Here is a 21606-nt window from a genome sequence, read left to right on the forward strand (position 1 = left end):
ATCAATTCACAAAATGTGCTTGAGTCGTAAAGAAATCATGCAGATCTGTAATCAGGATATCCCCAAAATCCTGCCCATTTTGCGCACGTATTCGAATAGATGATTGTTGCATTTCTTGCTCCCCAACAATGATCAGATAAGGTATTTTTTGTAGCGTATTTTCACGGATTTTATAGTTCAATTTCGATTGACTTAAATCTAATGTTGCCCTAAAGCCATTCTGTTTAAGTGATTCTTGGACTTGTTTAGCGTAATCATGTTGTGCATCTGTAATCGGTAAAATTGCGATTTGGACAGGTGCAAGCCAAAATGGGAAGTGCCCCATATAATGCTCGATCAAAATACCAATAAAGCGCTCAAGAGATCCAAATAAAGCACGGTGCAACATCACAGGCCGTTGTTTTTCATTATTTTCATCAATGTAATGAATATCAAAACGTTCTGGTAAATTTAAATCAACCTGAATTGTTCCGCATTGCCATTCACGACCAATGGCATCTTTTAAGGTAAATTCAAGTTTAGGGCCATAAAATGCACCTTCACCGATATTTAATGTATAAGGAATATTAAGCTGTTCGAGAGATTGTTCTAGTGTGTTTTCTAAGAAATCCCAAATTTCTTCCGTGCCGACACGATGATCAGGCCTTGTCGATAATTTAAGCGAAACTTCATTAAAGCCAAATTGCTCATAAATTTTATAAATGAGGGCAATTGTATTTTTACATTCAGATAAAAGCTGGCTGTTAGTACAAAAAATATGGGCGTCATCTTGGGTAAAATGACGAACACGCATTAATCCATGTAAAGATCCAGATGGCTCATAGCGATGAACTTTACCAAATTCCGCCATACGTAATGGTAAGTCACGATAACTTCTTAATTCATGTGCATATAGACAAACTGCGCCAGGACAACTCATAGGCTTAAGTGCATAACTTCGCTGATCTTCAGTGACGGTGGTAAACATATGCTGCTGATAGTTTTGCCAGTGTCCCGAAATTTCCCAAAGTTCACGATCCATGACATCGGGAGTATTAACTTCGATATAACCCGCATCATCTTGTTGCTGGCGTAAATAATCTGATAATAACTGAAATAATTTCCATCCTTTCGCGTGCCAGAACACGGCACCTGGTGCTTTATCATCAAAATGTAGTAAATCAAGTTGTTGTGCTAATTTACGATGATCTCGTTTTGCGGCTTCTTCAACTTGCTTTAAATGTTTTTTTAATTGTTTTTGGTCAGCCCAACATGTGACATAAATCCGCTGTAACATCGGTTGTGTAGCGTCGCCTTGCCAATATGCACCAGAAACATGAGTCACTTTAAAATATTCTAAAAATTCAGTATTTGGAACAAGTGGATATAAGTAAACGTCTGAGAAATCATTATTTTGATGGAAAAATAAGTCGCTTGAGTTACTCGTATTTTTTAAGTATTGATACTTAAAATCCAAATCTTGCTGTTTAAAAAAATTAGCTGCTTGATCGGCTGTAATCTTTTCAGTGCGAATATCTAAATGTTGTTGTACCCACTCATGCATTTTCAGTTCAATGTGTTGTAAATCATCCTGATTAAAATGCGGCGTATCGGCGAAATCATAATAAATACCTTGATTGGTAATTTGATATTCTACAGGTTGAGCAGCAGAGTATAACTGATGGACAGCCTGTGCTAATAAATAAGCATAGGAGTGTCGTAGTAGATTTAAATTATTGTCATCGTTCAGACTGAAAAGTTCGATGTGACAGTCATGTTGGATGACATGATGCACATCAACGAAATGAGCATCAATTTTGGCGAGAAAAGCTTTTTTATAGCCTTGAATTTTGAAACGGGATAAGGTTTCAAAAATCGACATTGGTTGCTCAAGTTGAAGATGCTGTGCTGAACCAAGGAAATTAAGCTGGATATTCATGTAGAGTCGTCTAAATACAGGTTGGGTTATTGCAGATTAACGGTCAATTTCTAAGGCTTGACCCTGACAGTTAAGATAAGGTTGCTGTTGGTGCCATGCGAGTTGACCAGAAATGATGGTTGTATCCACCAGATAGCGGAACGTTTTATCTTGGAAGGGTGTCCAGCCGCAACGCATAAAATTAGTCTGTTCAGCTACTGATTGTTTTTTCTGATTTTCGCGGATGAGGACTAAATCAGCCCAATAGCCTTCGCGGATATAGCCTCGATCTTTAATACGGAATAAATCGGCAACTTGATGAGAAGTTTTTCTTACCAGCGTTTCAATTGATAGCTTTTGATCTGCCACTAATTCTAATAATGCGGGTAAGGCATGCTGAACTAGCGGTAACCCTGAAGGGGCATTAAAATAAGTTTGCTGTTTTTCTTGCCAAGTATGCGGCGCATGGTCTGTGCCAATAATATCTAAACGCTCACTATTGGCGACAGCATCAATGAGGGTATGCTTGTCACTGGCAGTTTTTATTGCTGGATTACATTTAATTAAATGTCCTAAATCTGCATAATCAGACTCATCAAAAGTTAAGTGATGTATACATACTTCAGCAGTAATATGCTTTTTATCTAATGGTAAATTTTTAAATAAGCAAAGCTCTTTTGCTGTCGTCAGATGCAACACATGTAGCTGTGTACCAAATTCCTCAGCGAGTGATACGGCTAATCGAGAGCTTTCAAAACAGGCTTGTTTATCCCTAATTTTAGGATGTAAGTTTGCTGGAATATCTTTGCCATATTTATCACGATAAAACTCTTCCAGCTGTTTGATCCGGGGCGTGGATTCGCAATGTGTTAATAAAATAGTGGGTACATTCGCAAATAGGCGCTCTAAAATTTTTGGATCATCAACCAACATATTACCCGTTGATGCTCCCATAAAAACTTTCACGCCGCTAACCAATTTAGGATCAAGCGCTTCAACAATATCTAAATTTTGTGCACTTACCCCAAAGTGAAATGCATAATTGGCTATGCTATGTTGAGCTGCAATTGCTTTTTTATCGTGTAGTGCAGTTAAGTCCAATGTAGCAGGATTGGTATTCGGCATATCCATAAAGCTGGTAATTCCACCTATCGCAGCTGCCAAAGATTCTGAGGCAAAACTCCCTTTTTTTGGTGAGCCTGGGTCGCGGAAGTGGACTTGATCATCAATCATGCCTGGGAGTAACCATGCGCCATCAGCCTCGATGCTCTTGGCATTGTGGATACCCGTTATATTAGATTGTATTTTACGAATACGACCTTGCTGAATAAGGACATCACCGATTTGTTGCTGCCCCTCATTAACTATATTCGCATTACGTATGATGAGATTTGGGAGTTGTCTAAAATTCATTTTGTAATGCCTTATAACCTTGTACTAACTCAATATTAGTGCTCACCACACTTTCAGAAAATTCACTGATAGAAATATCGATCGGTGGGTACAGGCTTAAGTCGGTTCGGGCATTGATATAGCTCATCGCAGGGACATAAAATGATTCAGGTAAATCGCGACCATCGACAACTGCATTATGACGGATGGCACTATGATCACCGACTTTACAGTTGAATAAGACACTGTTAAAGCCGACAAATACGCGGTTACCAACCACACATGGACCATGAATAATCGAACGATGGGCGATGGATGAGTTTTTTCCAATCGTGACTTGTGCACCTGCTTTTGAATGAATGACAACACCATCTTGAATATTTGAATTTTCACCAATGATGATGGGTTGCATGTCGCCATTTTCATCCACTTCATCTGCACGGATCACCGCATAAGGACCGACAAATACGTTCGCTTCAATAATGACTTTTCCACAAATAATTGCGGTCTGATCAATATAAGCGGATTGGTCAATGACAGGGAGATGACCAGTTGGATTTTTACGAATCATGGTAATGTCTTCAATGTTATATAAATTAGCTAAATAATGGGCTGAGTTAAAATTGTGGCGTGTTGTGTGTTTAATCCAAGATAAAAACAATTGGGGCGATTAGTGTGGCAGGCTGGTCCAGTTTGCTCGACCAAAAAAAGGATGCTGTCACCGTCACAATCAAGTCTGGTTTCAATGAGTTTTTGACGATGTCCTGAACTTTCGCCTTTTCGCCATAAGCACTTCCGCGAGCGAGACCAATAGCAAACCTGTCTTGTATTTAGGGTTTCAAGTAGTGCATCACGGTTAATCCAAGCAAGCATTAAGACATCTTTACTTTGTCCATCTTGGGCAATGGCAGTGATTAGTCCATCCTTGTTCCAGGGAATAGCATCAATAATGCTTTTCAGTTCATAACATTGCCCCATCTTTCCTTGTTCAATGTCTAGAAAAACTGTTGAACCTACCATTGCCATGATCCCTGAGCGACTGCATCGTGAGCATGTAAACTTTCAGCATGGATGACTTTGAAGTTAAATCCTGAAATACCTGAGTAGTTGACAAATGCGTGGTATAAGCGGCGTAAAGCATCTTCACAGAACATTAAATTTTGACCATTTGCTAATGCGAATGCTTGCTCATCTACGCGTTTGACAGCTGTCTGAACAGGTGTTGTCAAGGCTTTTTCTGCATGTGAAATGAATTGCCGAATTGGAATGGACTGTAAACAAGGGTCTAAGTTAAAACGTAGCTGAGCAAAACTTCTTTGGCTGTGTGGAGTTGCTACAATCGCATCTGTTGTACCTAACCACGCCATAATTTCATCGGTGTTTTGTGGATTTATTTTTTTTGTATCAATGGCATCTTGAAAGCTTTTTTGAATGAGGTCACGTGCTAAAGCAGCAGAACAAGGACAGGTTGAGGAATAGGTGATTTCTATTGCTAATTCTGCTTCAAAAGTATGCTCACTTAACTTACAGGATAAGCTAAATGGATAACTTTTCCAGCCCGATAGTGCGCTGACTAAAGCAGGTTGTTCTAAATTAAACTCCGCTTGAATATCAAGGCGGGCTTGTTGAGAGAGCTCAGTATGGCTCGCTAAAAAATCTTGAAGCACTTGATAAATTTTACTTAAAGTTAGGTCAGGTAGGGCATGGAGTTCCAGCAGTCGAGTATACAGTCTAGACATATGAATACCTTTAGCCTGAGGATCATCTAAGCTGACATAGGCATTCACTTTACTTGCGCACAGTGTATTTTGAATGTGAATAGGTAAGGCGATATTCTCCATTCCGACCCAATCGAGAGGATAGGCATGCATATTCAGAAAAGGTTCAGATGAGACATCTGGGAGCTGCAAGGCATTCATAATTGAAAGTAAGTGTTAAATGTTATGTTATAACATAACACTTAATGGGTGTTATTTCTAGTATGCTTGTGATAAGAACTGATAAATAGTCGATTTTTATTTTACTGAGTTGAATTTCTACAATATCCAAATAAGATCAGAGAATGTCCTGTGAGTTGAAAATCATGCTTTGTTGCAATATCTAGAAGCAATTTTTCAATTTCTTCATTCTTAAACTCAATGATTTGGTTTGTTTCTTGACAGACAAGATGATCGTGCGAAGTATTTTGCTTTATCTCAAATACAGCATGATTGTGATCAAAGTTATGGCGTTGAATAATACCTGCCATTTCAAATTGAGTTAAGACTCTGTAGACCGTTGCCAGTCCAACATCCTCATCTTGCTCCGATAGTTTTTTATAAATATCCTCGGCACTCAGATGGTGAGGAATTGAGTTTTCCAATATTTCTAAAATTTTTATTCGCGGAAGAGTGACTTTTAGTCCTGCTTTTCTCAGGTCTTGATTGCTAATTGCCATATGTGTAATCCGTATTTGATAAAGGTGGGAAGGATGAATCTTAATAAGTAAACATCATTCATTATTGATTGAGTCTCCAAATTGTTTGTGTCTGGGTATCTTCTAAAAGGATGCCACTTTTAAGCAATTTCTGTCGAATTTGATCTGCTAAAGCATATTGTTTATTGCTTCGTGCTGTATTTCTTGCCAGAATCGCTTCTTGGATTTCCTGCTCGGAAAGGGGTGAATCTTGTTCACTAGCTGAGTGCTTTAATATTTTCTCAGGATCATACTGAAAAATATTTAGAATATTGCCGATCCAAAGAAGTAACTGATAATTTTTAATAACGTTTTCTGGGCTCTCTTCTTTTAAGGCTATGTTTAACTGCTTCAATAAGTCAAAACAAATGACGAGTGCTTCAGGGGTGTTAAAGTCATCATTCATGGCTTGGTTAAATTTTTGTATAAAAGGATTACTATTTAGTTCTGTTTTAATAGCATCATCTTTTGATGTGATAAAGGGTTGTGCGTGGTAAATTGCTTGATAGAATCGAGACAATACTTTTTGTGTATCTTTTAAAATATGATCAGAGAAATCAATAGGACTCCGATAATGAGAACTCATCATTAATAAGCGAATGACTTCAGGATGATAAGACTTGAATGCATCGCGGATGGTGAGAAAATTACCTAATGATTTCGACATTTTTTCTCCATTGACATTGATGAAGCCTGTATGCAACCAGTAATTCACATATTTTTCTCCAGTTGCAGCTTCACTCTGCGCAATTTCATTTTCATGATGTGGGAAAATTAAATCACCCCCACCGCCATGAATATCAAAATGGCTGCCAAGATGACACATTGACATTGCCGAACATTCAATATGCCAACCTGGTCGCCCATTTCCCCAAGGCGATTGCCAAAAAGGTTCATTGGGTTTTGAAGCTTTCCAGAGTACAAAATCAAAAGGGTGACGCTTTTCAGTTTCTATGTTGATGCGTTGGCTAGCGCCTGCTTGCATATGTGCTAATTTTCGGCCAGATAATCGTCCATAGTCAGGATAGCTTTCAATGGAAAAATAAATATCACCATTTGATGTTTGATAGGCGTATTTTTTTTGGAATAAGGTTTGGATAATAGTTTGAATATCTTGAATAGAATCAGTTGCTTTAGGTTCTGCATCAGGAGAGAGGCAGCCTAAAGTCTGAAAATCTTTATGCATTGCTTGAATAAAGTGATCCGTCAATTCGCCGATGGATTCGTGGTTGTCTTGTGCTTTTTGAATAATCTTGTCATCGATATCCGTAATATTACGAATGTATTTTACTTTCCAGCCCTGTGATCTTAAAAAACGCACAATCAAATCAAATGCAATCATGGTTCTGGCATGTCCAATATGACAGTAGTCATAAACGGTGATTCCACAGACATAGAGCTTGATCTCGTTTACTACGATGGGCTCAAAGTGCTCTTTTGAGCGAGTTTCAGCGTTATAAACATACAAATCAGACATTATTTTTTCCTTATTAACCCTCTATAAATTGCAAAAAATTATTAAATAAAATCTCATTCCGCCTACTTAAATTAAGAAGAACAGCTTTTAAATATATTTGTTATGTTATAACATAACAAATACTGAAGCAATCTCAATAAGATTGAGAGCTGTGATATTAGGGTATAAATGAGTAATGAAACATTTTTTAATTTTCGGGGTACTTTTTTGTCTTATCGCATGTAGTCAAAAACCAATACGGCATTTGGTTTCGCAACCCTACTCTTCGGAAGAAGATGACACATTCAAACATAAATCTGTGCAGTCTCGTCCAACACTTCAGAAAATTACACCTGCTTCTTATCAGAACTGGTTATCTCAACCTTTTAATAAAAATCAAGTTCATCGTTATCAATCTTTTTTAAAAAATCAAGACTTGCAGAATGTAGTGCCTGAATTTGAACTATTTCAAACAGCGCGAGATTGGCAAAACTGCCATGCATCTGAATATGAAATTCCACCGCAAGAAATTTGGAACAATATCGTACCGACTTTAAATATTTTGAAGGAATTAATTAATGACAATGTGATTGATGATTTTACAGTCACTTCTGTTTACCGTAACTATGCCTTAAATCGTTGTTCGAAAGGAGCAGATTCTTCCAGACATGTTTTTAATGCTGCACTCGATTTTAGGATTGGTCCAGAACAGCCAATACCAGAAGAACTTACAACGATTCAGCAAACAAAAACAAATTTGTGTCAATTTTGGGTCAAAAATGGTGATCGCTTGAATATGGGACTCGGAGTCTATGCTTCTGGTCAAATTCATATTGATAGTGCTGGATATCGCACATGGGGACCGGATCATAGAAGTACCTCATCTCCCTGTATCACCCAGCTTTTATCTAATCGAAATGATAAAGGAAATGTAGATGAGTGAATTAAAACTTAGTGCGATACAGCAAAGGGTATTAACAATTTTGCAAAATGAGCAGAAAGCAATAAGTGCTTATGCTTTATTAGAAAAGGTAAAACCTTATGGCTTGCAATCTCCAGTACAAATTTATCGTATTTTAAAAAAACTGTCAGGCTATGGCTTAATACTTAGACTTGATACATTGAATAAATATTTAGCGTATGAATTGAAAAATAAACAAAATTACTTACTCGTCACAATTTGTACAGAGTGTCAGACAGTTCAAATTCTTGATTCACCTCAGTTTACTCAAGTGATTGAACAATCACTTGTTCATCAGGATTTTAGCCCTAAACATCATTGTTTAGAGCTATTAGGTCAATGTGCTTTATGTTTTTCCAAACGTAACAAGCCTTTTATTAAGATAAGTGAGAAAGCCAATGGATAATTTTTTAGCCACTCCAGCCAAATTACCTGTAACTGTGCTGTCGGGATTCCTCGGTGCAGGTAAGACGACGTTACTCAATCATATTTTAAATAACCGCGAAGGTCGTCGTATCGCGGTCATTGTTAATGATATGTCGGAGGTAAATATTGATGCTGCTTTAGTACGAGATGGTGGCGCAGAACTTTCCCGTACTGATGAAAAACTGGTAGAAATGAGTAATGGTTGTATCTGCTGTACTTTGCGGGAAGATTTACTGGTAGAAGTTCGTCGCCTTGCTCAAGAGTATCGTTTTGATCAATTAGTCATTGAGTCAACGGGAATTTCTGAGCCATTGCCCGTAGCCGAAACTTTTACTTTTGAAGATGAAAATGGTGTGTCACTGAATGAGTTTGCACGACTTGATACCATGGTGACTGTTGTAGATGCCTTTAATTTTTTAAAAGATTACAGCTCGTATGATAGTTTGCAACAACGCGGAGAGTCGTTGGGTGAACAAGATGAGCGTACTGTGGTTGACCTGTTGATTGATCAAATTGAGTTTTGTGATGTCATCATCTTAAATAAAGTAGATCTGATCAATGAGGATGATAAACAACGTTTATTTGCAATTCTAAATAAACTTAATCCACGAGCAAAAATTGAAATTTCTGAATTTGGTAAAGTCAATTTAGATAAAGTTTTAAATACAGGGCTTTTTGATTTTAATGAAGCCTCTCAAGCCCCAGGATGGCTGAAGGAATTGCGTGGGGAACATACACCTGAAACCGAAGAGTACGGAATTAAAAGTTTTGTGTATCGCGCAAGACGTCCATTTCATCCACAACGCTTTTATGATTTCATCAATTCCGAATGGAAAGGTGTGGTTCGTTCGAAAGGCTATTTTTGGTTGGCTTCAAACCCAGAGTTTGCTGCTTCTTGGTCACAAGCGGGTGCAATGGCTAGACATGGCGTTGCCGGCTATTGGTGGGCAACGGTTCCTGACGAGCATTGGCCAGAGGATCAGCAAAGCCGTGATGAAATCATCAGAAATTGGGATGAGCGTACTGGGGATGCACGACAGGAAATTGTAATGATTGGAATGGATATGGATGAACAGAGTTTAATCCAACAGTTTGACCAATGTTTACTGACGGATGAGGAAATGGCAGGAGGACCTGAGCAGTGGAAACTTATAGTTAATCCATTTCCTGAGTGGGAGAACTTAGAGCAATCTTCAGATAATTGATTTGAAAAAAAGTAACAGACTTTTTTGCTTGAAAAGTTAGCAGAAGAGTCTGTTATTCCAAATGTGAAATATTTTTAGGGAGTTAACATTTCTAGTCCGAGTCCATGTCATTCATACAATATAAACCGTATAGGGTCTGCATGATTTGTAATATTCTCATATCACTAAATTGATAAAAGATTTGTTTGCCTTCGCGGCGTGTCGATACCATTTTACTTTTTCTGAGTATCGTTAGTTGTTGGGACAATGTTGGTTGGTATACCTGAGCGGTTTTTTCAATTTGTTGAACATTCAGCTCACCATCAATTAAGACACATAAAATTTTAAGACGATCAGGATTCGATAAGACTTTTAGACAATCAGTGACAAGGTCGACTTTTGAAAGATCTATTTTCATTTTTAATTCATTGGTTTTCATAAGCGTATCCTAAAAATCATCTTATTATTATACAAAAAAATAAAGTAATACTTGTATATTATTTAATTATATAATATTAATAAGTATATTGTTTGGCGTGATTTGAATTGTATGTATGACTATTTGATTTCCTTTATGGGTGGATTATTGCTAGGTGCAGCTGTAGTTGGCTACCTATATGTACATGGTCGTATTGCTGGAATTAGTGGATTAGTTGCACAAATTCTAAACCCTCAAACGATATTTAAGACACCTGCTATTTGGTTTATGTCAGGTTTGATCATTATACCTTTCATTTATGGGCGATTTGTTCAGCCAGAAATTGAATTGAATGCCAGTCCGTTGATGATGATCATTGCTGGGCTATTGGTGGGTTTTGGGACACGCCTAGGTTCAGGCTGTACCAGTGGTCATGGCATTTGTGGAATCAGCCGCTTATCTAAACGTTCTATTCTAGCCACCATGAGTTTTATGTTCGCTGGATTTGTTACGGTTTATATGATTCGCCATGTCACAGGAGCTTTCTAAATGAAGAATTTTCTTGCTTTCATTTTCGGCGGTTTATTTTCTATAGGTTTGATGCTTTCAGGGATGTCCAATCCAGAAAAAGTTCTAAACTTCTTAGATTTGTTTGGTGATTGGGATGTAAGCCTAGCTTTTGTAATGATTGGGGCGATTATGATTGCAATTATTCCTTTTCAAAAGGTGGTACGCAGTCAGGCACCTAAAACCGTATTTAATGAACCAATTGAGTTACCTAGCAATCATAAAATTGATTTTAAATTGATCTCGGGCAGCCTTTTATTTGGTATTGGTTGGGGGATTGCTGGGATATGTCCTGCACCCAGTTTTACCTTGATTGGTCTTGGGCATTATCAGGTTCTGTATTTTATTGTCTCAATGTTTGCAGGCATCTTGCTTCATCGTAAGTGGACAGGAGCTTAATCATGTCAAATTCACCTGTTGTAAAAGATTTTTTTCATGAAGATACCAATACGTTCAGTTATGTGGTGAGTGATCCAGCCACTAAGTCATGCGCAATTATTGACAGTGTGCTGGACTATGATGCTGCATCAGCCACAACTTCTACCACACATGCCGATCAGATCATTACCTATGTCAAAGCGCAGGGTTTAACAGTCGGGTGGGTCTTAGAAACCCATGTTCATGCCGATCATCTAACTGCTGCACAATATCTCAAAACCAAATTAGGCGGAAAAATCGCCATGAGCAAGAGAATTGCTGCGGTACAAGAGACCTTTTCTGCGATCTATTATTTGGATATCAAACAGTGGAATACCCAACAATTATTTGATTATTTGTTTGATGATCATGAGCAATTTCTAATTGGTTCAATCGAAGCATATAACATCCCCACTCCTGGACATACTCCAGCCTGCTTAAGTTATGTCATCGGTGATGCCGTGTTTGTGGGCGATACTTTGTTTATGCCAGATTATGGTACGGCACGCTGTGATTTCCCGAAGGGAAGCGCATCAATTCTTTTTGATTCAATACAAAGCTTATATCAATTGCCTGAGAAAACACGTGTATTTCTCTGCCATGATTATTTGCCAGAAAAGCGCGATACCTATATGTGTGAAACGGATATTCATACTCAAAAAAATCAGAATATCCATATTCACCATAGCACGACCAAAGATGATTTTGTTGAAATGCGTAATAAACGCGATGCGTGTTTAAGTATGCCCAAACTGATTTTACCTTCAATACAGATCAATATGAAAGCAGGACAATTCCCTGAACCAGAAGAGAATGGTGTTTCTTATTTAAAGCTTCCACTTAATTACTTCAAATAGGCAAATTTTTAGATTAAACAACAAGTTTTGTTTAATTGGATTGGTAAGAGAGGGGGGGGACAGTAGCGATGTGGATGCTAACACTTGAAGGTCTGGCCATCGGTGGTTTGCTAGGGTTAACCGGTGCAGGTGGCGGCATTCTGGCTGTACCCGCACTGATGGCAAGTCAAGGGTGGACGGTCGCACAAGCTGCACCTGTTGGCTTGCTTGCAGTCACTTTATCTGCCCTGGTTGGTACATTTGAAGGTTTATTTAAGAAGATAGTACGTTATCGGGCTGCGCTTTGGATTGCACTGATCAGCATTCCTTCAGCACGTTATGGTGTGCATCTGGGAGGAATAATTTCTCCTGTATGGCTTACATTGGCATTCAGTTTAGTCATGCTCGTTGTTGCTTACCGGATTTTTTTTAAAAAAGTGAATGACCATATAGGTGTGCTGTGTAAAGTTAACCAAACAACTGGTCGTCTGATTTGGAACATGAAAACTGCATTGTCACTCGGCAGTATTGGTCTGGTTGCAGGGTTACTTACCGGTTTGCTTGGAGTTGGAGGTGGTTTCGTGATTGTTCCAGCACTGAGTAAAGTAACTGATCTTGATATGCGAAGTATTGTTGCGACCTCGCTGATGATTATTTTCTTGATAGGTGGTGTCAGTATTTCAGCTCATATTTTAGATGGTTTTCAATACCCCATTTCGGTCACGCTGACTTTCGTTTTAGCTTGCATGGCTGGGATGTTGATTGGTCGAACTTTGATGCCTTTAGTTAAGAATAGTCAAATCCAAAAGGTTTTTGCCATAACTGTCATAAGCGTAGCATTTTATTTAATTTCTACAGTCTTCATAACTTAATACAAGCAAGAGATTAGATTCAAATTTAAAAACTGCGTTTTAAAGACATGAATATTTAATCAGAGACCAGATTTTTATAGATCGGAAGAGGTGAAGGGTAATGAAAACAGCAGAACAATTAATTTCAATGGCAAAAAACCGAATTCAAGAAGTGACTGTCGCAGACTTACTTGAAGCCATGAAAAATCATAAAACAATTCTGATTGATGTTCGGGAACCGGATGAATTTCAGGCGGCAGCGATAGACCTAGCCGTGAATTATCCTCGTGGTGTTTTAGAAATGAGAATTCACCAGCATCCTGTGGCAAGCCATCATTGCGATACCTTGCAAGCACTAGAACATCTTAAAGATCAGCCGATTTATTTGATTTGTGGGACGGGTGGCCGATCAGCTCTGGCTACAGATACTTTACAGAATATGGGATTTACTCAGGTGAAATCTGTTCAGGGTGGATTCCAAGCATGGCTAGAGCAGGGTTATCCAGTAGAGAAATAACTAGATTTCTATTTTAAGTCTAACTTAAGTTTATGGACATTCAAGTGAGAAAATCATGAAATACAAAGAATTAACTCAAAATATTTCAGGCAGTTTAAAGACATTAGCGCAGGATTCTCCTGATTTAATGAAAAGTTTTAATCAATTGTCACAAGTTGCAATGCGAGATGGTGTTATTGAGCCTAAAACAAAAGAACTGATTGCCTTAGCGATTGGTGTTGCAGCACGATGTGATGGATGTATCGGTTTTCATGTCAGAACCCTAGTCAAAATGGGAATGACATTGCAAGAATTAGAGGAAGTGCTTGGTGTTGCAGTTTATATGGGGGGCGGTCCTTCATTGATGTATGCCACTAATGCATTGGAAGCATTTAAAGAATTCACAGCTTAATTTTTTCAATCATTGGGAAACGATATGAATCAGCATTGGGATAATCTTTATTCGCAAACACAGGATCTGTATGGCATTTCGCCCAATCATTTTATTCAACAGATAGCAGATCAGGTTCCAATTGTGGGAAAAACTCTTGCTATAGCAGAGGGTGAGGGGAGGAATATCCTTTATTTGGCTAATAAAGCGAAACAGCAAAATGATTCATTTTCAGCAGAAATATGGGATTACTCAAAAGTTGCTTTGCAACACTTATCTGCAAAAGCCCAACAAGCAGGTTTTGACTTCACACTTAGAAATATTGATCTCAATGATGTCGAATGGCCAAGAGAGTGTTATCAAAATGTGATGTGTGTGTATGGGCATTTTGACGAAAATACTCAATTCAATGTTCTCACAGGGATACGTCAAGCATTGACAAACAATGGCTGGTTTATTGGAGAGCTTTATTCTAAAGAGCAGATTGATTATCAAACCGGTGGTCCGAAAGATATTAACTATTTGTACGATCCAATGTCGTTTCTTTCAGTATTTAAAAATGATCATCTTTATCATTTTTATGTGGGAGAACAAGAACGTCATGAAGGCAAGTTACATAACGGAAAATGTCATGTAGTTCAATTTGCAATTCAAGTGAAGAAATAGGGTCTAAAAAGTTTCAAGCACGAGTATGGCTCACATGCTCATTTTATTAAAAAGAGAGGTTTATGATGTCAACACGTTTTAATAATAAAGTGGCTTTAGTTACAGGTGCAGGTTCAGGTATTGGGCGAAGTACAGCATTGCTTCTTGCTCAACAAGGGGCAAAAGTTGTTGTTTCAGATATTAATCTTGATGCGGCTGAGAAAGTTGCAGCTGAAATTATAGCTGCTGGCGGTCATGCTGTTGCGAATAAAACAGATACATCTCATCCTGAGGAAATGAAGCAAGCTGTTGAGTTTGCCGTGGAAAGCTTTGGGGCTCTGCATTTAGCATTTAATAATGCGGGTATTTTAGGTGAAGTCAATCCGATTGCTGAGTTGAGTATTGACGCTTGGCGTAGAGTCATCGATATTAATTTGAATGCTGTTTTCTATGGGCTGCATTATCAGATTCCAGCACTACTTAAGTCAGGTGGTGGAGCAATTGTTAATACCGCATCAATCTTAGGTTTAGTCGGGACAAAGAATATTTCAGGATATGTTGCAGCGAAGCATGGTGTGACTGGTCTGACAAAGACTGCATCATTGGAGTACGCTGATCAAGGTATACGCATAAATTCTGTTCACCCAGGTTATATCCAAACCCCATTAATTGGAGAATTTGAGGAATCAGAATTAGTGAAACTTCATCCAGTTGGTCGATTGGGTAAACCAGAAGAAGTTGCTCAAGTAGTGGCTTTTCTATTATCTGATGAAGCTTCATTTGTGACCGGCAGTCAATATACAGTTGATGGTTCTTATACTTCACAATAATAAATGAAATAAGAAAACCCTGCAGATGCAGGGTTTTCTTATTTTGTTCATGATAAATTACAGCTTCTATCAAGACTTTTATTTGGTTGAAATTAAACTGCAGATAAATTGTTCTGGTTCAATTTCTGCTGTTACCATGACATGAACACCAATATTTCTGAGTTTTTCTCGTAATCGATCGCCCATTCCCGTAGTTACGAATATATCCATAGGCAGCAGTTTTTCGAGTACTTCACCAGACTGGGAAAAGGATTGCTCCTTTCCAACTTCGATAAGTTGTTTGTCAGTCACTTCTCCATCTTTTAATTCATATTTCCAAAATTTCCGACATTTTCCCGCATGGGGCTTAATATGATGCTGATGCTGATGCTGATGCTGATGCTGATGCTGATGCTGATGCTGATGCTGATGCTGATGCTGATGCTGATGCTGATGCTGATGCTGATGCGTAAGCGTCCGCTGAACCCCATACCTATTTTTTAATTCGGTTCAGGTTTCCAGCGGTGTGGCAGTAATTCTTCTATTTGGGTCGCTTTATGTGTCGGCAGCCTTTTCAACACATCACTGAGATAGGCATACGGATCCAGCCCATTCAGTTTTGCTGACTGGATTAAAGTCATGATATTTGCCGCTCGCTGACCACTACGCAGTGACCCAGCAAACAGCCAGTTCTTGCGTCCCAAGGCCGCATCTGGTTTTCCACCCAGTTATTGTCAATTGGCAAATTGCCATCATCCAGATAGCGGCTTAAGGCTGGCCAACGCTTCAGAGTGTAATTAATGGCCTTGGCGGTGGCAGAACTCGATGGCACCGTCAGATGATGTTGGTTGAGCCATTCATATAATTGTTGCATCACCGGTTGACTATGCTGTTGCTGGTATTCGCGGCGGTGTTCCGCTGTACTATCGGTCTTTTTTCTGAGTTCTGCTTCTATAGCATAGAGTTTTTGAATCAGCACTAAGGCCTGTTCAGCGACCTGACTTTTCCCTGTCACATGTAGTTCATGGAATTTACGACGTGCATGTGCCATGCAGCCCACCTCAATGACCTGGCCTGATCTAAAGCGTGCTTTATAACCACTGTAATCATCACAGACCAAATGACCCTGCCAGCCTTTCAGGAAGTCTTCAGCATGCTGACCTGAACGACTATCTTGAAACTCATAGATGACTGCCTGAACTGGATTGTACTGTGTGGTGGCATAGGCCCAGACATAACCTTTCTTTGTTTTTTTCTCATCATCACCAAGCTGCATGATGATGACCGGTGTTTCATCTGCATGCATCACCTGCTGTTGCAGCACCAACTGTTTTAAGGCATTAGCCAGAGGTTCAAGTTCCACACCACAGCGACCAACCCAGTCAGATAATGTGGATCTGGACAGATCAACACCTGCGCGTAGAAAGATCAGGCGCTGGCGATAAAGAGGTAAATGATCGGCATACTTGGAGACCAACACATGGCTAAGCAGTTCAGGACTAGCAATGCCTTTATCAATCACATAGGCTGGCATCGCTTGCTGAGTCAGAGTGTCACACTGATCACAGACCCATTTACCACGCACATGCTGTTCCTTATAGAACTGTGCCGGTCTGAAATTCAGTTTTTCACTGATATCTTCGCCGATACGACGTAACTGGCAGCCACAACTGCATTGCGTTGATGCAGGTTCATGCTCGATACGGAGGGTTAGCAGTGGAATTTTCCCTGTTCCAGCCGCCGGGCACACAGCCAGATGCCCAGTCCATCATGTACCAGCACTTTCATGCGATGGCCACGTTTATTACAGAACAGGTAAGCACAATGCGGTTTGATGTAGCCAAAGGCTCTCACCACCTGAGCCATGGCAGTATCCATTCCTGCACGCATGTCCATGGGCTGAGTAGACAACCAGATTTCATCAATGCGGATCATGTTGCAAGTGCCTTGAGTAATTCTGCTAAAGCAGATATTTCTGATACTTGCCATTTCAAGCCAATTTCTGCTTTTGAGTTGGGTAAAGTAATTTGAACTTTTAACATGTCAGTAGGAGTAGGATCTAATGGTGCAGAGCAAGATAAGGCAATAAATGCAGGTTTATTCGGTAGTGGTGAGCGATCACTCCCTGGCTTAGCATCAATTAAGCGAATCCATTTGGATACAAGATTTGTATTCAATCCATGTTGCAAAGCGACTGAAGCAATTGAAACGTCCGGTGCTTTACAAGCCTGAACGATCTGCTGTTTAAATTCAGGACTGTATGTTCTTCGTTTTTTCGCAAGAGATGCGATGGATGTCTGATTATTTGTAGTCATAAATTTAAGTCCCCACTTGTTTCTAAGTGGGGACTAAATTAAGGCTTATAGGATGAATTCATAAGGTGTGTTCAGCGGACGCTTACTTAAATCAGGCAGCGTATTCATGACCGCAGTATGCCTGAGGTCATGACGCAGAGGAAATAGGACGTTCGGAGGATGGCAGAATAGACGAGCTTGGTTTAGAGCATAGTGACCACTTGCTGTCGTCCAATGCGCTGCCAGGGTAAACCCTGAATCAGTGCCTGTAACTGTTCCGGGCTGAGAGCTACGGTTTCACCCTGGTGAATCTGAGCCCAGTGAAATTTACCCTGTTCCAACCGCCGGGCACACAGCCAGATACCCAGCCCATCATGCACCAGTACTTTCATGCGATGGCCACGTTTATTACAGAACAGGTAGGCGCAATGCGGTTTGATGTAGCCAAAGGCTCTCACCACCTGAGCCATGGCAGTATCCATCCCCGCACGCATATCCATCGGCTGGGTAGAAAGCCAGATTTCATCGATGCGGATCATTGAGTCAAACCCTGGATCAGCAACAGTAATTCAGTTACTGACTCCACAGGCCAGTCGATCTCGATCATCTGATCCCTTGCGGAACCTTGTTCCTCACGTAGTGGAATCCTGATATGAGCGACTGCTTTATTCTCTGGCATAGGTGGCGGAGGTGCTTCTTGTTTGACTGGAGTCGAAGATAGCACAATGGGAAGAAAGTCGACCTGTATACTGGATGGGGTTGTTAATGCAGGGGGCATTGATCTGAACTGACGAATCCATTTATGCAAAAGATTGGCATTGATCTGATGTTGCATTGCTACCTTAGCCACCGATGTGTCTGGCTGCTGGCATTGCTGAATAAGTTGATGTTTAAATTCATCCGTGAAGGTTCCACGGGGCTTTTTTAGCGTTGGTGCGCTGTCTATAACTGTCTTTAAATCCATAAATAAGTGTCCACTTAAATTTAAGTGGACACTATCGCGGTATTAATGAGTTAGAAAAAGTGGGGTTCAGCGGACGTTTACGCTGATGCTGATGCTGAGATGTGATTACAATAAACATGAAAATTTCTCCAAACTGATACGGTTACCTTTTTACAGGTTCGTACCAGTTCTTAACGATTTATAAATTACTCAAAATATAGCTCAGGCTTTTTAGGAAAGATTGTCCAATACAAACTGAGGAGATTTTAGAAATAATTTGAGCAAGGCTTGTGCTGCACTTGAAGGATGGCGAACTCCGCGTTCCCAACTTTCTAGTGTTTTTGGAGATATGCCAAGTTTTGAGGCTAGCTGTTGTTGAGAAATATTCATTTTTTTACGCACTCTTATAATTTCCTGAGCTAATGTTAAATTGACGATATATGGGAAATCATGATTAAAATTTATATGGTGTTGTTGAAGTAGATGCATAATATCCTCTTCTTTCTAATTACCTAATAAGCAAGTTGAAGTAAGAATCTAAAGCTCATAGCAATGACCAATAAACTTAAGAAACCGACTAGCCATAACAATATGAACCATTGAAATTTAGATAATTTCATTAGGAATTCCTTTAATGATAACCTTCATCCCCAATACGAACTTTATCTCTGAATACCCAGTATGATATGGCGGTATAGACAAGTATGATTGGAATCAAGATCAGTGCTCCAATCAGTGCGAATAGTTGGCTATTGGTAGGTGCAGCAGCATCCCAAATGGTAATTGAGGGCGGGATAATGTAAGGAAAAATACTGATACAAAATCCTGAGTACGCCAGAAATACGAGTCCTAAGGTATATAAAAAGGGCATAGCCTCATTTTGCTTAATACATGAGCGTACTGCTAAAACGGTACAAACTAGAACAAGCAAAGGTACTGGGCTAAAATAAATCAATTGATTGGGGGCAAACCAGCGCTCAGCAATTTGTGGATGTGCGATAGGCGTATAGATGCTGACAGCAATGAAAATAACCAATAAGCCAATCAAAAGCTTGGGCATTAATTTATACATATGCTTTTGTAGTATGTCATCAGTCTTCATGATGAGCCAACCACATCCCAATGCTGCATAAACGACTACAACCCCCAAACCTGTAAATAATGAAAAAGGTGTTAACCAGTCAAAGCCACCACCAGCGTAACGATTATCAACAATATCAATACCCTGAATATAAGCTCCTAAGATTACACCTTGTAAGAAACTGGCAATAATAGAGCCCCAAATAAATGCATTATCCCAAATGTACTTTGTTCGTGTAGCTTTGAAACGAAACTCAAAAGCCACGCCTCTAAAAATCAAAGCTATTACCATCAAGATGATAGGTAAATATAAGGCTGACAGAACCGCTGAATAGACAATAGGGAAAGCCGCAAAAAGACCAGCACCACCTAAAACCATCCATGTTTCATTACCATCCCAAACAGGGGCAACGGTGTTCATCATGACATCACGTTCTTGCTGATTTTTAATAAAGGGGAATAAAATCCCGATCCCTAAATCAAAGCCATCAAGTACCACGTAAATAAAAACACCAACTGCAATAATGACAATCCAGATTAACGATAAATCAATCATAAAGATGCTCCTTGATCCTGATCATCAATTTTTTCATCAATGGCACTCAGAGGTCGCATTGGTGTTTTGAAATGGCCAACACCTCCAATTTCTTCAGGTGCGTTATGTAAAAACTCAGGTCCTTTATGCATGAGTTTGAGCATGTAATAAATGCCAACACCAAAGACAATGAAATACACGATCACAAAAATAATGAGGGTTAATCCCACCTGTTCTGCTGAGACTGGAGAAAGGGCATCTTTTGTCCTCATAACGCCATAGATAATCCATGGCTGACGTCCTACTTCTGTGGTGAACCAACCTGCGAGTAACGCGATGAAGCCTGAAGGACCCATTAGGATTGCAAAGCGATGAAACCACTTACTCTCATAGAGGCTGCCTGTTTTTCTGAGCCATAGGGCCGTGACTGCAAGGAAGAGCATAAGCATGCCAAGCCCAACCATAATACGGAAACTCCAAAATACGATTGTTGAATTTGGACGATCTTCAGGTGCAAAATCTTTTAATCCTTTCACCGTCCCATTCATGGAATGGGTCAAAATTAGGCTTCCTAAATGTGGAATTGCAATCGCATATTTCGTGCGTTCTTCTTGCATATCAGGAATACCAAATAAATATAAGGGCATCCCATGATCATGGTTCGTTTCCCAATGGCCTTCCATAGCAGCAAGTTTAGCTGGTTGATGTTTTAGGGTATTTAAACCATGGGCATCACCAATAAAAACTTGGAGGGGGGCTAAAATAAGGATTAACCAAAGCGCCATTGAAAATGATGTTTTGACTAATGCATCTCTACGGCCTTTGAGCAAGTGCCACGCAGCAGTAGCAGCAACAAGAAGAGCAGCTACTAAAAAGGCTGCAAGTGCCATATGGAATAAGCGATAGATAAAGGATGGGTTAAAAACAATAGCAAACCAATCTTGAGGTACAACAACCCCATTTTCAATCGTGAAGCCTTGTGGTGTCTGCATCCAACTGTTTGAAGACAAAATCCAGAACATTGAAATACATGTACCGATGGCGACCATCAGTGTGGCAAAAAAGTGTGCTTTTTTACCGACACGCCCCCATCCAAAAAGCATAATGCCTAAAAATCCTGCTTCTAAGAAGAAAGCACTTAGAACTTCGTAGCTCAGTAACGGGCCTGTAACGCCTCCTGCAAATCGAGAAAATTCACTCCAGTTTGTACCAAACTGATAACTCATCACGACACCAGAAACGACACCCATACCGAATGATAATGCAAATACTTTCACCCAGAATTTGAATAAATCATGATAAATAGAGTCGTTTGTTCTAAGCCATCGCCATTCTAAAACTGCAAGAAAGCTTGCAAGCCCAATAGAAATCGCAGGGAAAATAATATGAAATGACACCGTGAATGCAAACTGAATACGTGCTAACTCAAGTGCCGTAAAACCTAAGGTCATAGCAACTCTCCACATCCGAAGCATGCTCTAGATTGCATATGCTCTGATATGAGTGTGCCTACACAGATACGTGCATTTTTTAAAAGTAATAACATAGCGATT

The 21606-nt window shown here is 39.6% G+C and carries 28 protein-coding genes and 1 pseudogene; 12 read left to right on the forward strand and 17 right to left on the reverse strand.

Translation table 11 applies throughout. From position 1 onward, the window contains the following. Position 1: 1 nt before the first annotated feature. From thrS to cysS, 7 genes are all read right to left on the reverse strand, one after another. Positions 2-1918 (reverse strand): threonine--tRNA ligase, encoded by a 1917-nt coding sequence (thrS, locus tag G0028_RS00600; protein WP_111861133.1) that lies wholly within the window; start codon positions 1916-1918, stop codon positions 2-4. Between the two features lie 36 nt (positions 1919-1954). Beyond that, entirely contained in the window at positions 1955-3310 is a 1356-nt protein-coding gene (locus tag G0028_RS00605) for a dihydroorotase (protein WP_180047357.1), read from the reverse strand. Then, complete coding sequence (locus tag G0028_RS00610) at positions 3300-3860, reverse strand: carbonate dehydratase (protein ID WP_000619803.1); 561 nt, start codon at positions 3858-3860, stop codon at positions 3300-3302. The genes G0028_RS00605 and G0028_RS00610 overlap by 11 nt, the downstream gene beginning before the upstream one ends. A gap of 29 nt (positions 3861-3889) precedes the next feature. Further along, the gene (hisI, locus tag G0028_RS00615; RefSeq protein WP_111861131.1) at positions 3890-4309 is read right to left on the reverse strand and encodes a phosphoribosyl-AMP cyclohydrolase; all 420 of its coding nucleotides are present in this window, start codon (positions 4307-4309) and stop codon (positions 3890-3892) included. Next, positions 4303-5208: a GTP cyclohydrolase FolE2 gene (gene folE2, locus G0028_RS00620; RefSeq protein ID WP_111861130.1), complete on the reverse strand. Its 906-nt coding sequence runs from the start codon at positions 5206-5208 to the stop codon at positions 4303-4305. Before folE2 ends, hisI begins: the two co-directional genes overlap by 7 nt. Positions 5209-5309: 101 nt before the next feature. After that, positions 5310-5726, reverse strand: coding sequence for a ferric iron uptake transcriptional regulator (fur, locus tag G0028_RS00625; RefSeq protein WP_130075417.1), 417 nt, complete (start codon positions 5724-5726; stop codon positions 5310-5312). Positions 5727-5787: 61 nt separating this feature from the next. Next, the gene (gene cysS / locus G0028_RS00630) at positions 5788-7221 is read right to left on the reverse strand and encodes a cysteine--tRNA ligase (RefSeq protein ID WP_111861129.1); all 1434 of its coding nucleotides are present in this window, start codon (positions 7219-7221) and stop codon (positions 5788-5790) included. A gap of 175 nt (positions 7222-7396) precedes the next feature. Here cysS and G0028_RS00635 point away from each other — a divergent pair, with 175 nt between their 5' ends. From G0028_RS00635 to zigA, 3 genes are read left to right on the forward strand one after another with little or no spacing between them, the layout of a single operon-like run. Beyond that, positions 7397-8143, forward strand: a complete 747-nt coding sequence (locus G0028_RS00635) for a D-Ala-D-Ala carboxypeptidase family metallohydrolase (protein WP_111861128.1) — start codon at positions 7397-7399, stop codon at positions 8141-8143. After that, the gene (locus G0028_RS00640; RefSeq protein ID WP_111861127.1) at positions 8136-8567 is read left to right on the forward strand and encodes a Fur family transcriptional regulator; all 432 of its coding nucleotides are present in this window, start codon (positions 8136-8138) and stop codon (positions 8565-8567) included. The genes G0028_RS00635 and G0028_RS00640 overlap by 8 nt, the downstream gene beginning before the upstream one ends. Then, on the forward strand, positions 8560-9792 hold the full coding sequence (zigA, locus tag G0028_RS00645; protein ID WP_111861126.1) for a zinc metallochaperone GTPase ZigA: 1233 nt from the start codon (positions 8560-8562) through the stop codon (positions 9790-9792). Before G0028_RS00640 ends, zigA begins: the two co-directional genes overlap by 8 nt. A gap of 91 nt (positions 9793-9883) precedes the next feature. Here zigA and G0028_RS00650 read toward each other — a convergent pair whose 3' ends face one another. Beyond that, entirely contained in the window at positions 9884-10210 is a 327-nt protein-coding gene (locus tag G0028_RS00650) for an ArsR/SmtB family transcription factor (protein WP_111861125.1), read from the reverse strand. A 111-nt stretch (positions 10211-10321) separates the two neighbouring features. Between G0028_RS00650 and G0028_RS00655 the strand changes: the two genes are divergently transcribed. The 8 genes from G0028_RS00655 to G0028_RS00690 all read left to right on the forward strand — a co-directional run bounded on the left by G0028_RS00655 (position 10322) and on the right by G0028_RS00690 (position 15222). Continuing rightward, positions 10322-10738 (forward strand): YeeE/YedE family protein, encoded by a 417-nt coding sequence (locus G0028_RS00655; protein WP_111861124.1) that lies wholly within the window; start codon positions 10322-10324, stop codon positions 10736-10738. Further along, positions 10739-11155 (forward strand): DUF6691 family protein, encoded by a 417-nt coding sequence (locus G0028_RS00660; RefSeq protein WP_111861123.1) that lies wholly within the window; start codon positions 10739-10741, stop codon positions 11153-11155. It begins immediately after the preceding gene. A gap of 2 nt (positions 11156-11157) precedes the next feature. Beyond that, complete coding sequence (locus G0028_RS00665) at positions 11158-12030, forward strand: MBL fold metallo-hydrolase (RefSeq protein ID WP_130075420.1); 873 nt, start codon at positions 11158-11160, stop codon at positions 12028-12030. A 68-nt stretch (positions 12031-12098) separates the two neighbouring features. Next, complete coding sequence (locus tag G0028_RS00670; protein WP_180047359.1) at positions 12099-12881, forward strand: sulfite exporter TauE/SafE family protein; 783 nt, start codon at positions 12099-12101, stop codon at positions 12879-12881. 100 nt (positions 12882-12981) lie between these two features. Beyond that, on the forward strand, positions 12982-13377 hold the full coding sequence (locus tag G0028_RS00675; protein WP_130075423.1) for a rhodanese-like domain-containing protein: 396 nt from the start codon (positions 12982-12984) through the stop codon (positions 13375-13377). A 55-nt stretch (positions 13378-13432) separates the two neighbouring features. Next, positions 13433-13768, forward strand: coding sequence for a carboxymuconolactone decarboxylase family protein (locus G0028_RS00680; protein ID WP_180047361.1), 336 nt, complete (start codon positions 13433-13435; stop codon positions 13766-13768). 24 nt (positions 13769-13792) lie between these two features. Further along, positions 13793-14413, forward strand: coding sequence for a methyltransferase domain-containing protein (locus tag G0028_RS00685; protein ID WP_087553661.1), 621 nt, complete (start codon positions 13793-13795; stop codon positions 14411-14413). Positions 14414-14475: 62 nt separating this feature from the next. Beyond that, entirely contained in the window at positions 14476-15222 is a 747-nt protein-coding gene (locus tag G0028_RS00690) for an SDR family NAD(P)-dependent oxidoreductase (RefSeq protein ID WP_228257119.1), read from the forward strand. Positions 15223-15300: 78 nt separating this feature from the next. On the opposite strand, the gene G0028_RS00695 is transcribed toward G0028_RS00690, so the two are convergent. Continuing rightward, complete coding sequence (locus tag G0028_RS00695) at positions 15301-15573, reverse strand: NifB/NifX family molybdenum-iron cluster-binding protein (RefSeq protein ID WP_130075426.1); 273 nt, start codon at positions 15571-15573, stop codon at positions 15301-15303. Here G0028_RS00695 and G0028_RS21195 point away from each other — a divergent pair, their 5' ends adjacent. Further along, on the forward strand, positions 15574-15705 hold the full coding sequence (locus G0028_RS21195; RefSeq protein WP_257222286.1) for a hypothetical protein: 132 nt from the start codon (positions 15574-15576) through the stop codon (positions 15703-15705). It begins immediately after the preceding gene. Here the strand turns inward: G0028_RS21195 and tnpC are convergent. The 8 genes and pseudogenes from tnpC to G0028_RS00735 form a co-directional block, all read right to left on the reverse strand. Further along, positions 15702-16918 (reverse strand): annotated as a pseudogene (gene tnpC / locus G0028_RS00700) (IS66 family transposase); the annotation flags it as partial. The gene G0028_RS21195 and the pseudogene tnpC overlap by 4 nt on opposite strands. Then, positions 16912-17190, reverse strand: a complete 279-nt coding sequence (gene tnpB, locus G0028_RS00705) for an IS66 family insertion sequence element accessory protein TnpB (RefSeq protein WP_413782949.1) — start codon at positions 17188-17190, stop codon at positions 16912-16914. The pseudogene tnpC and the gene tnpB (G0028_RS00705), both read right to left, overlap by 7 nt. Continuing rightward, positions 17133-17516 carry an IS66-like element accessory protein TnpA gene (gene tnpA / locus G0028_RS00710; protein WP_004863613.1) on the reverse strand — a complete coding sequence of 128 codons (384 nt, stop codon included), beginning with the start codon at positions 17514-17516 and terminating at the stop codon, positions 17133-17135. Before tnpA (G0028_RS00710) ends, tnpB (G0028_RS00705) begins: the two co-directional genes overlap by 58 nt. Before the next feature lie 182 nt (positions 17517-17698). Next, positions 17699-18034: an IS66 family insertion sequence element accessory protein TnpB gene (tnpB, locus tag G0028_RS00715; RefSeq protein WP_130075501.1), complete on the reverse strand. Its 336-nt coding sequence runs from the start codon at positions 18032-18034 to the stop codon at positions 17699-17701. Next, positions 18031-18459 (reverse strand): IS66-like element accessory protein TnpA, encoded by a 429-nt coding sequence (gene tnpA, locus G0028_RS00720; RefSeq protein WP_180047499.1) that lies wholly within the window; start codon positions 18457-18459, stop codon positions 18031-18033. Before tnpA (G0028_RS00720) ends, tnpB (G0028_RS00715) begins: the two co-directional genes overlap by 4 nt. A 210-nt stretch (positions 18460-18669) precedes the next feature. Further along, the gene (locus tag G0028_RS00725) at positions 18670-18927 is read right to left on the reverse strand and encodes a helix-turn-helix domain-containing protein (protein WP_130075499.1); all 258 of its coding nucleotides are present in this window, start codon (positions 18925-18927) and stop codon (positions 18670-18672) included. Between the two features lie 142 nt (positions 18928-19069). Further along, positions 19070-20074 (reverse strand): cytochrome d ubiquinol oxidase subunit II, encoded by a 1005-nt coding sequence (gene cydB, locus G0028_RS00730; RefSeq protein WP_130075498.1) that lies wholly within the window; start codon positions 20072-20074, stop codon positions 19070-19072. Beyond that, positions 20071-21504 (reverse strand): cytochrome ubiquinol oxidase subunit I, encoded by a 1434-nt coding sequence (locus G0028_RS00735; protein WP_130075497.1) that lies wholly within the window; start codon positions 21502-21504, stop codon positions 20071-20073. The genes cydB and G0028_RS00735 overlap by 4 nt, the downstream gene beginning before the upstream one ends. Between the last annotated feature and the right edge of the window lie 102 nt (positions 21505-21606).

This window comes from Acinetobacter piscicola, assembly GCF_015218165.1.
Taxonomy (GTDB): Bacteria; Pseudomonadota; Gammaproteobacteria; order Pseudomonadales; family Moraxellaceae; genus Acinetobacter; species Acinetobacter piscicola_A.

Excerpts from the sequence above, each read along its gene's own strand:
- G0028_RS00605 (WP_180047357.1), bottom strand. The coding sequence starts at position 3,310 with ATGAATTTTAGACAACTCCCAAATCTCATCATACGTAATGCGAATATA.
- zigA (WP_111861126.1), top strand. The coding sequence starts at position 8,560 with ATGGATAATTTTTTAGCCACTCCAGCCAAATTACCTGTAACTGTGCTG.
- G0028_RS00660 (WP_111861123.1), top strand. The coding sequence starts at position 10,739 with ATGAAGAATTTTCTTGCTTTCATTTTCGGCGGTTTATTTTCTATAGGT.
- G0028_RS00635 (WP_111861128.1), top strand. The coding sequence starts at position 7,397 with ATGAAACATTTTTTAATTTTCGGGGTACTTTTTTGTCTTATCGCATGT.
- G0028_RS00610 (WP_000619803.1), bottom strand. The coding sequence starts at position 3,860 with ATGATTCGTAAAAATCCAACTGGTCATCTCCCTGTCATTGACCAATCC.
- cysS (WP_111861129.1), bottom strand. The coding sequence starts at position 7,221 with ATGTCTGATTTGTATGTTTATAACGCTGAAACTCGCTCAAAAGAGCAC.
- cydB (WP_130075498.1), bottom strand. The coding sequence starts at position 20,074 with ATGATTGATTTATCGTTAATCTGGATTGTCATTATTGCAGTTGGTGTT.
- G0028_RS00655 (WP_111861124.1), top strand. The coding sequence starts at position 10,322 with ATGTATGACTATTTGATTTCCTTTATGGGTGGATTATTGCTAGGTGCA.
- G0028_RS00690 (WP_228257119.1), top strand. The coding sequence starts at position 14,476 with ATGATGTCAACACGTTTTAATAATAAAGTGGCTTTAGTTACAGGTGCA.
- G0028_RS00685 (WP_087553661.1), top strand. The coding sequence starts at position 13,793 with ATGAATCAGCATTGGGATAATCTTTATTCGCAAACACAGGATCTGTAT.
- tnpB (WP_130075501.1), bottom strand. The coding sequence starts at position 18,034 with ATGATCCGCATCGATGAAATCTGGCTTTCTACCCAGCCGATGGATATG.
- G0028_RS00640 (WP_111861127.1), top strand. The coding sequence starts at position 8,136 with ATGAGTGAATTAAAACTTAGTGCGATACAGCAAAGGGTATTAACAATT.
- thrS (WP_111861133.1), bottom strand. The coding sequence starts at position 1,918 with ATGAATATCCAGCTTAATTTCCTTGGTTCAGCACAGCATCTTCAACTT.
- G0028_RS00665 (WP_130075420.1), top strand. The coding sequence starts at position 11,158 with ATGTCAAATTCACCTGTTGTAAAAGATTTTTTTCATGAAGATACCAAT.
- G0028_RS00650 (WP_111861125.1), bottom strand. The coding sequence starts at position 10,210 with ATGAAAACCAATGAATTAAAAATGAAAATAGATCTTTCAAAAGTCGAC.
- G0028_RS00680 (WP_180047361.1), top strand. The coding sequence starts at position 13,433 with ATGAAATACAAAGAATTAACTCAAAATATTTCAGGCAGTTTAAAGACA.
- G0028_RS00725 (WP_130075499.1), bottom strand. The coding sequence starts at position 18,927 with ATGCATCTACTTCAACAACACCATATAAATTTTAATCATGATTTCCCA.
- folE2 (WP_111861130.1), bottom strand. The coding sequence starts at position 5,208 with ATGAATGCCTTGCAGCTCCCAGATGTCTCATCTGAACCTTTTCTGAAT.
- tnpA (WP_180047499.1), bottom strand. The coding sequence starts at position 18,459 with ATGGATTTAAAGACAGTTATAGACAGCGCACCAACGCTAAAAAAGCCC.
- fur (WP_130075417.1), bottom strand. The coding sequence starts at position 5,726 with ATGGCAATTAGCAATCAAGACCTGAGAAAAGCAGGACTAAAAGTCACT.
- G0028_RS00675 (WP_130075423.1), top strand. The coding sequence starts at position 12,982 with ATGAAAACAGCAGAACAATTAATTTCAATGGCAAAAAACCGAATTCAA.
- G0028_RS00670 (WP_180047359.1), top strand. The coding sequence starts at position 12,099 with ATGTGGATGCTAACACTTGAAGGTCTGGCCATCGGTGGTTTGCTAGGG.
- tnpB (WP_413782949.1), bottom strand. The coding sequence starts at position 17,190 with ATGGCAAGTATCAGAAATATCTGCTTTAGCAGAATTACTCAAGGCACT.
- G0028_RS00735 (WP_130075497.1), bottom strand. The coding sequence starts at position 21,504 with ATGACCTTAGGTTTTACGGCACTTGAGTTAGCACGTATTCAGTTTGCA.
- hisI (WP_111861131.1), bottom strand. The coding sequence starts at position 4,309 with ATGGTAGGTTCAACAGTTTTTCTAGACATTGAACAAGGAAAGATGGGG.
- tnpA (WP_004863613.1), bottom strand. The coding sequence starts at position 17,516 with ATGACTACAAATAATCAGACATCCATCGCATCTCTTGCGAAAAAACGA.
- G0028_RS21195 (WP_257222286.1), top strand. The coding sequence starts at position 15,574 with ATGATGCTGATGCTGATGCTGATGCTGATGCTGATGCTGATGCTGATG.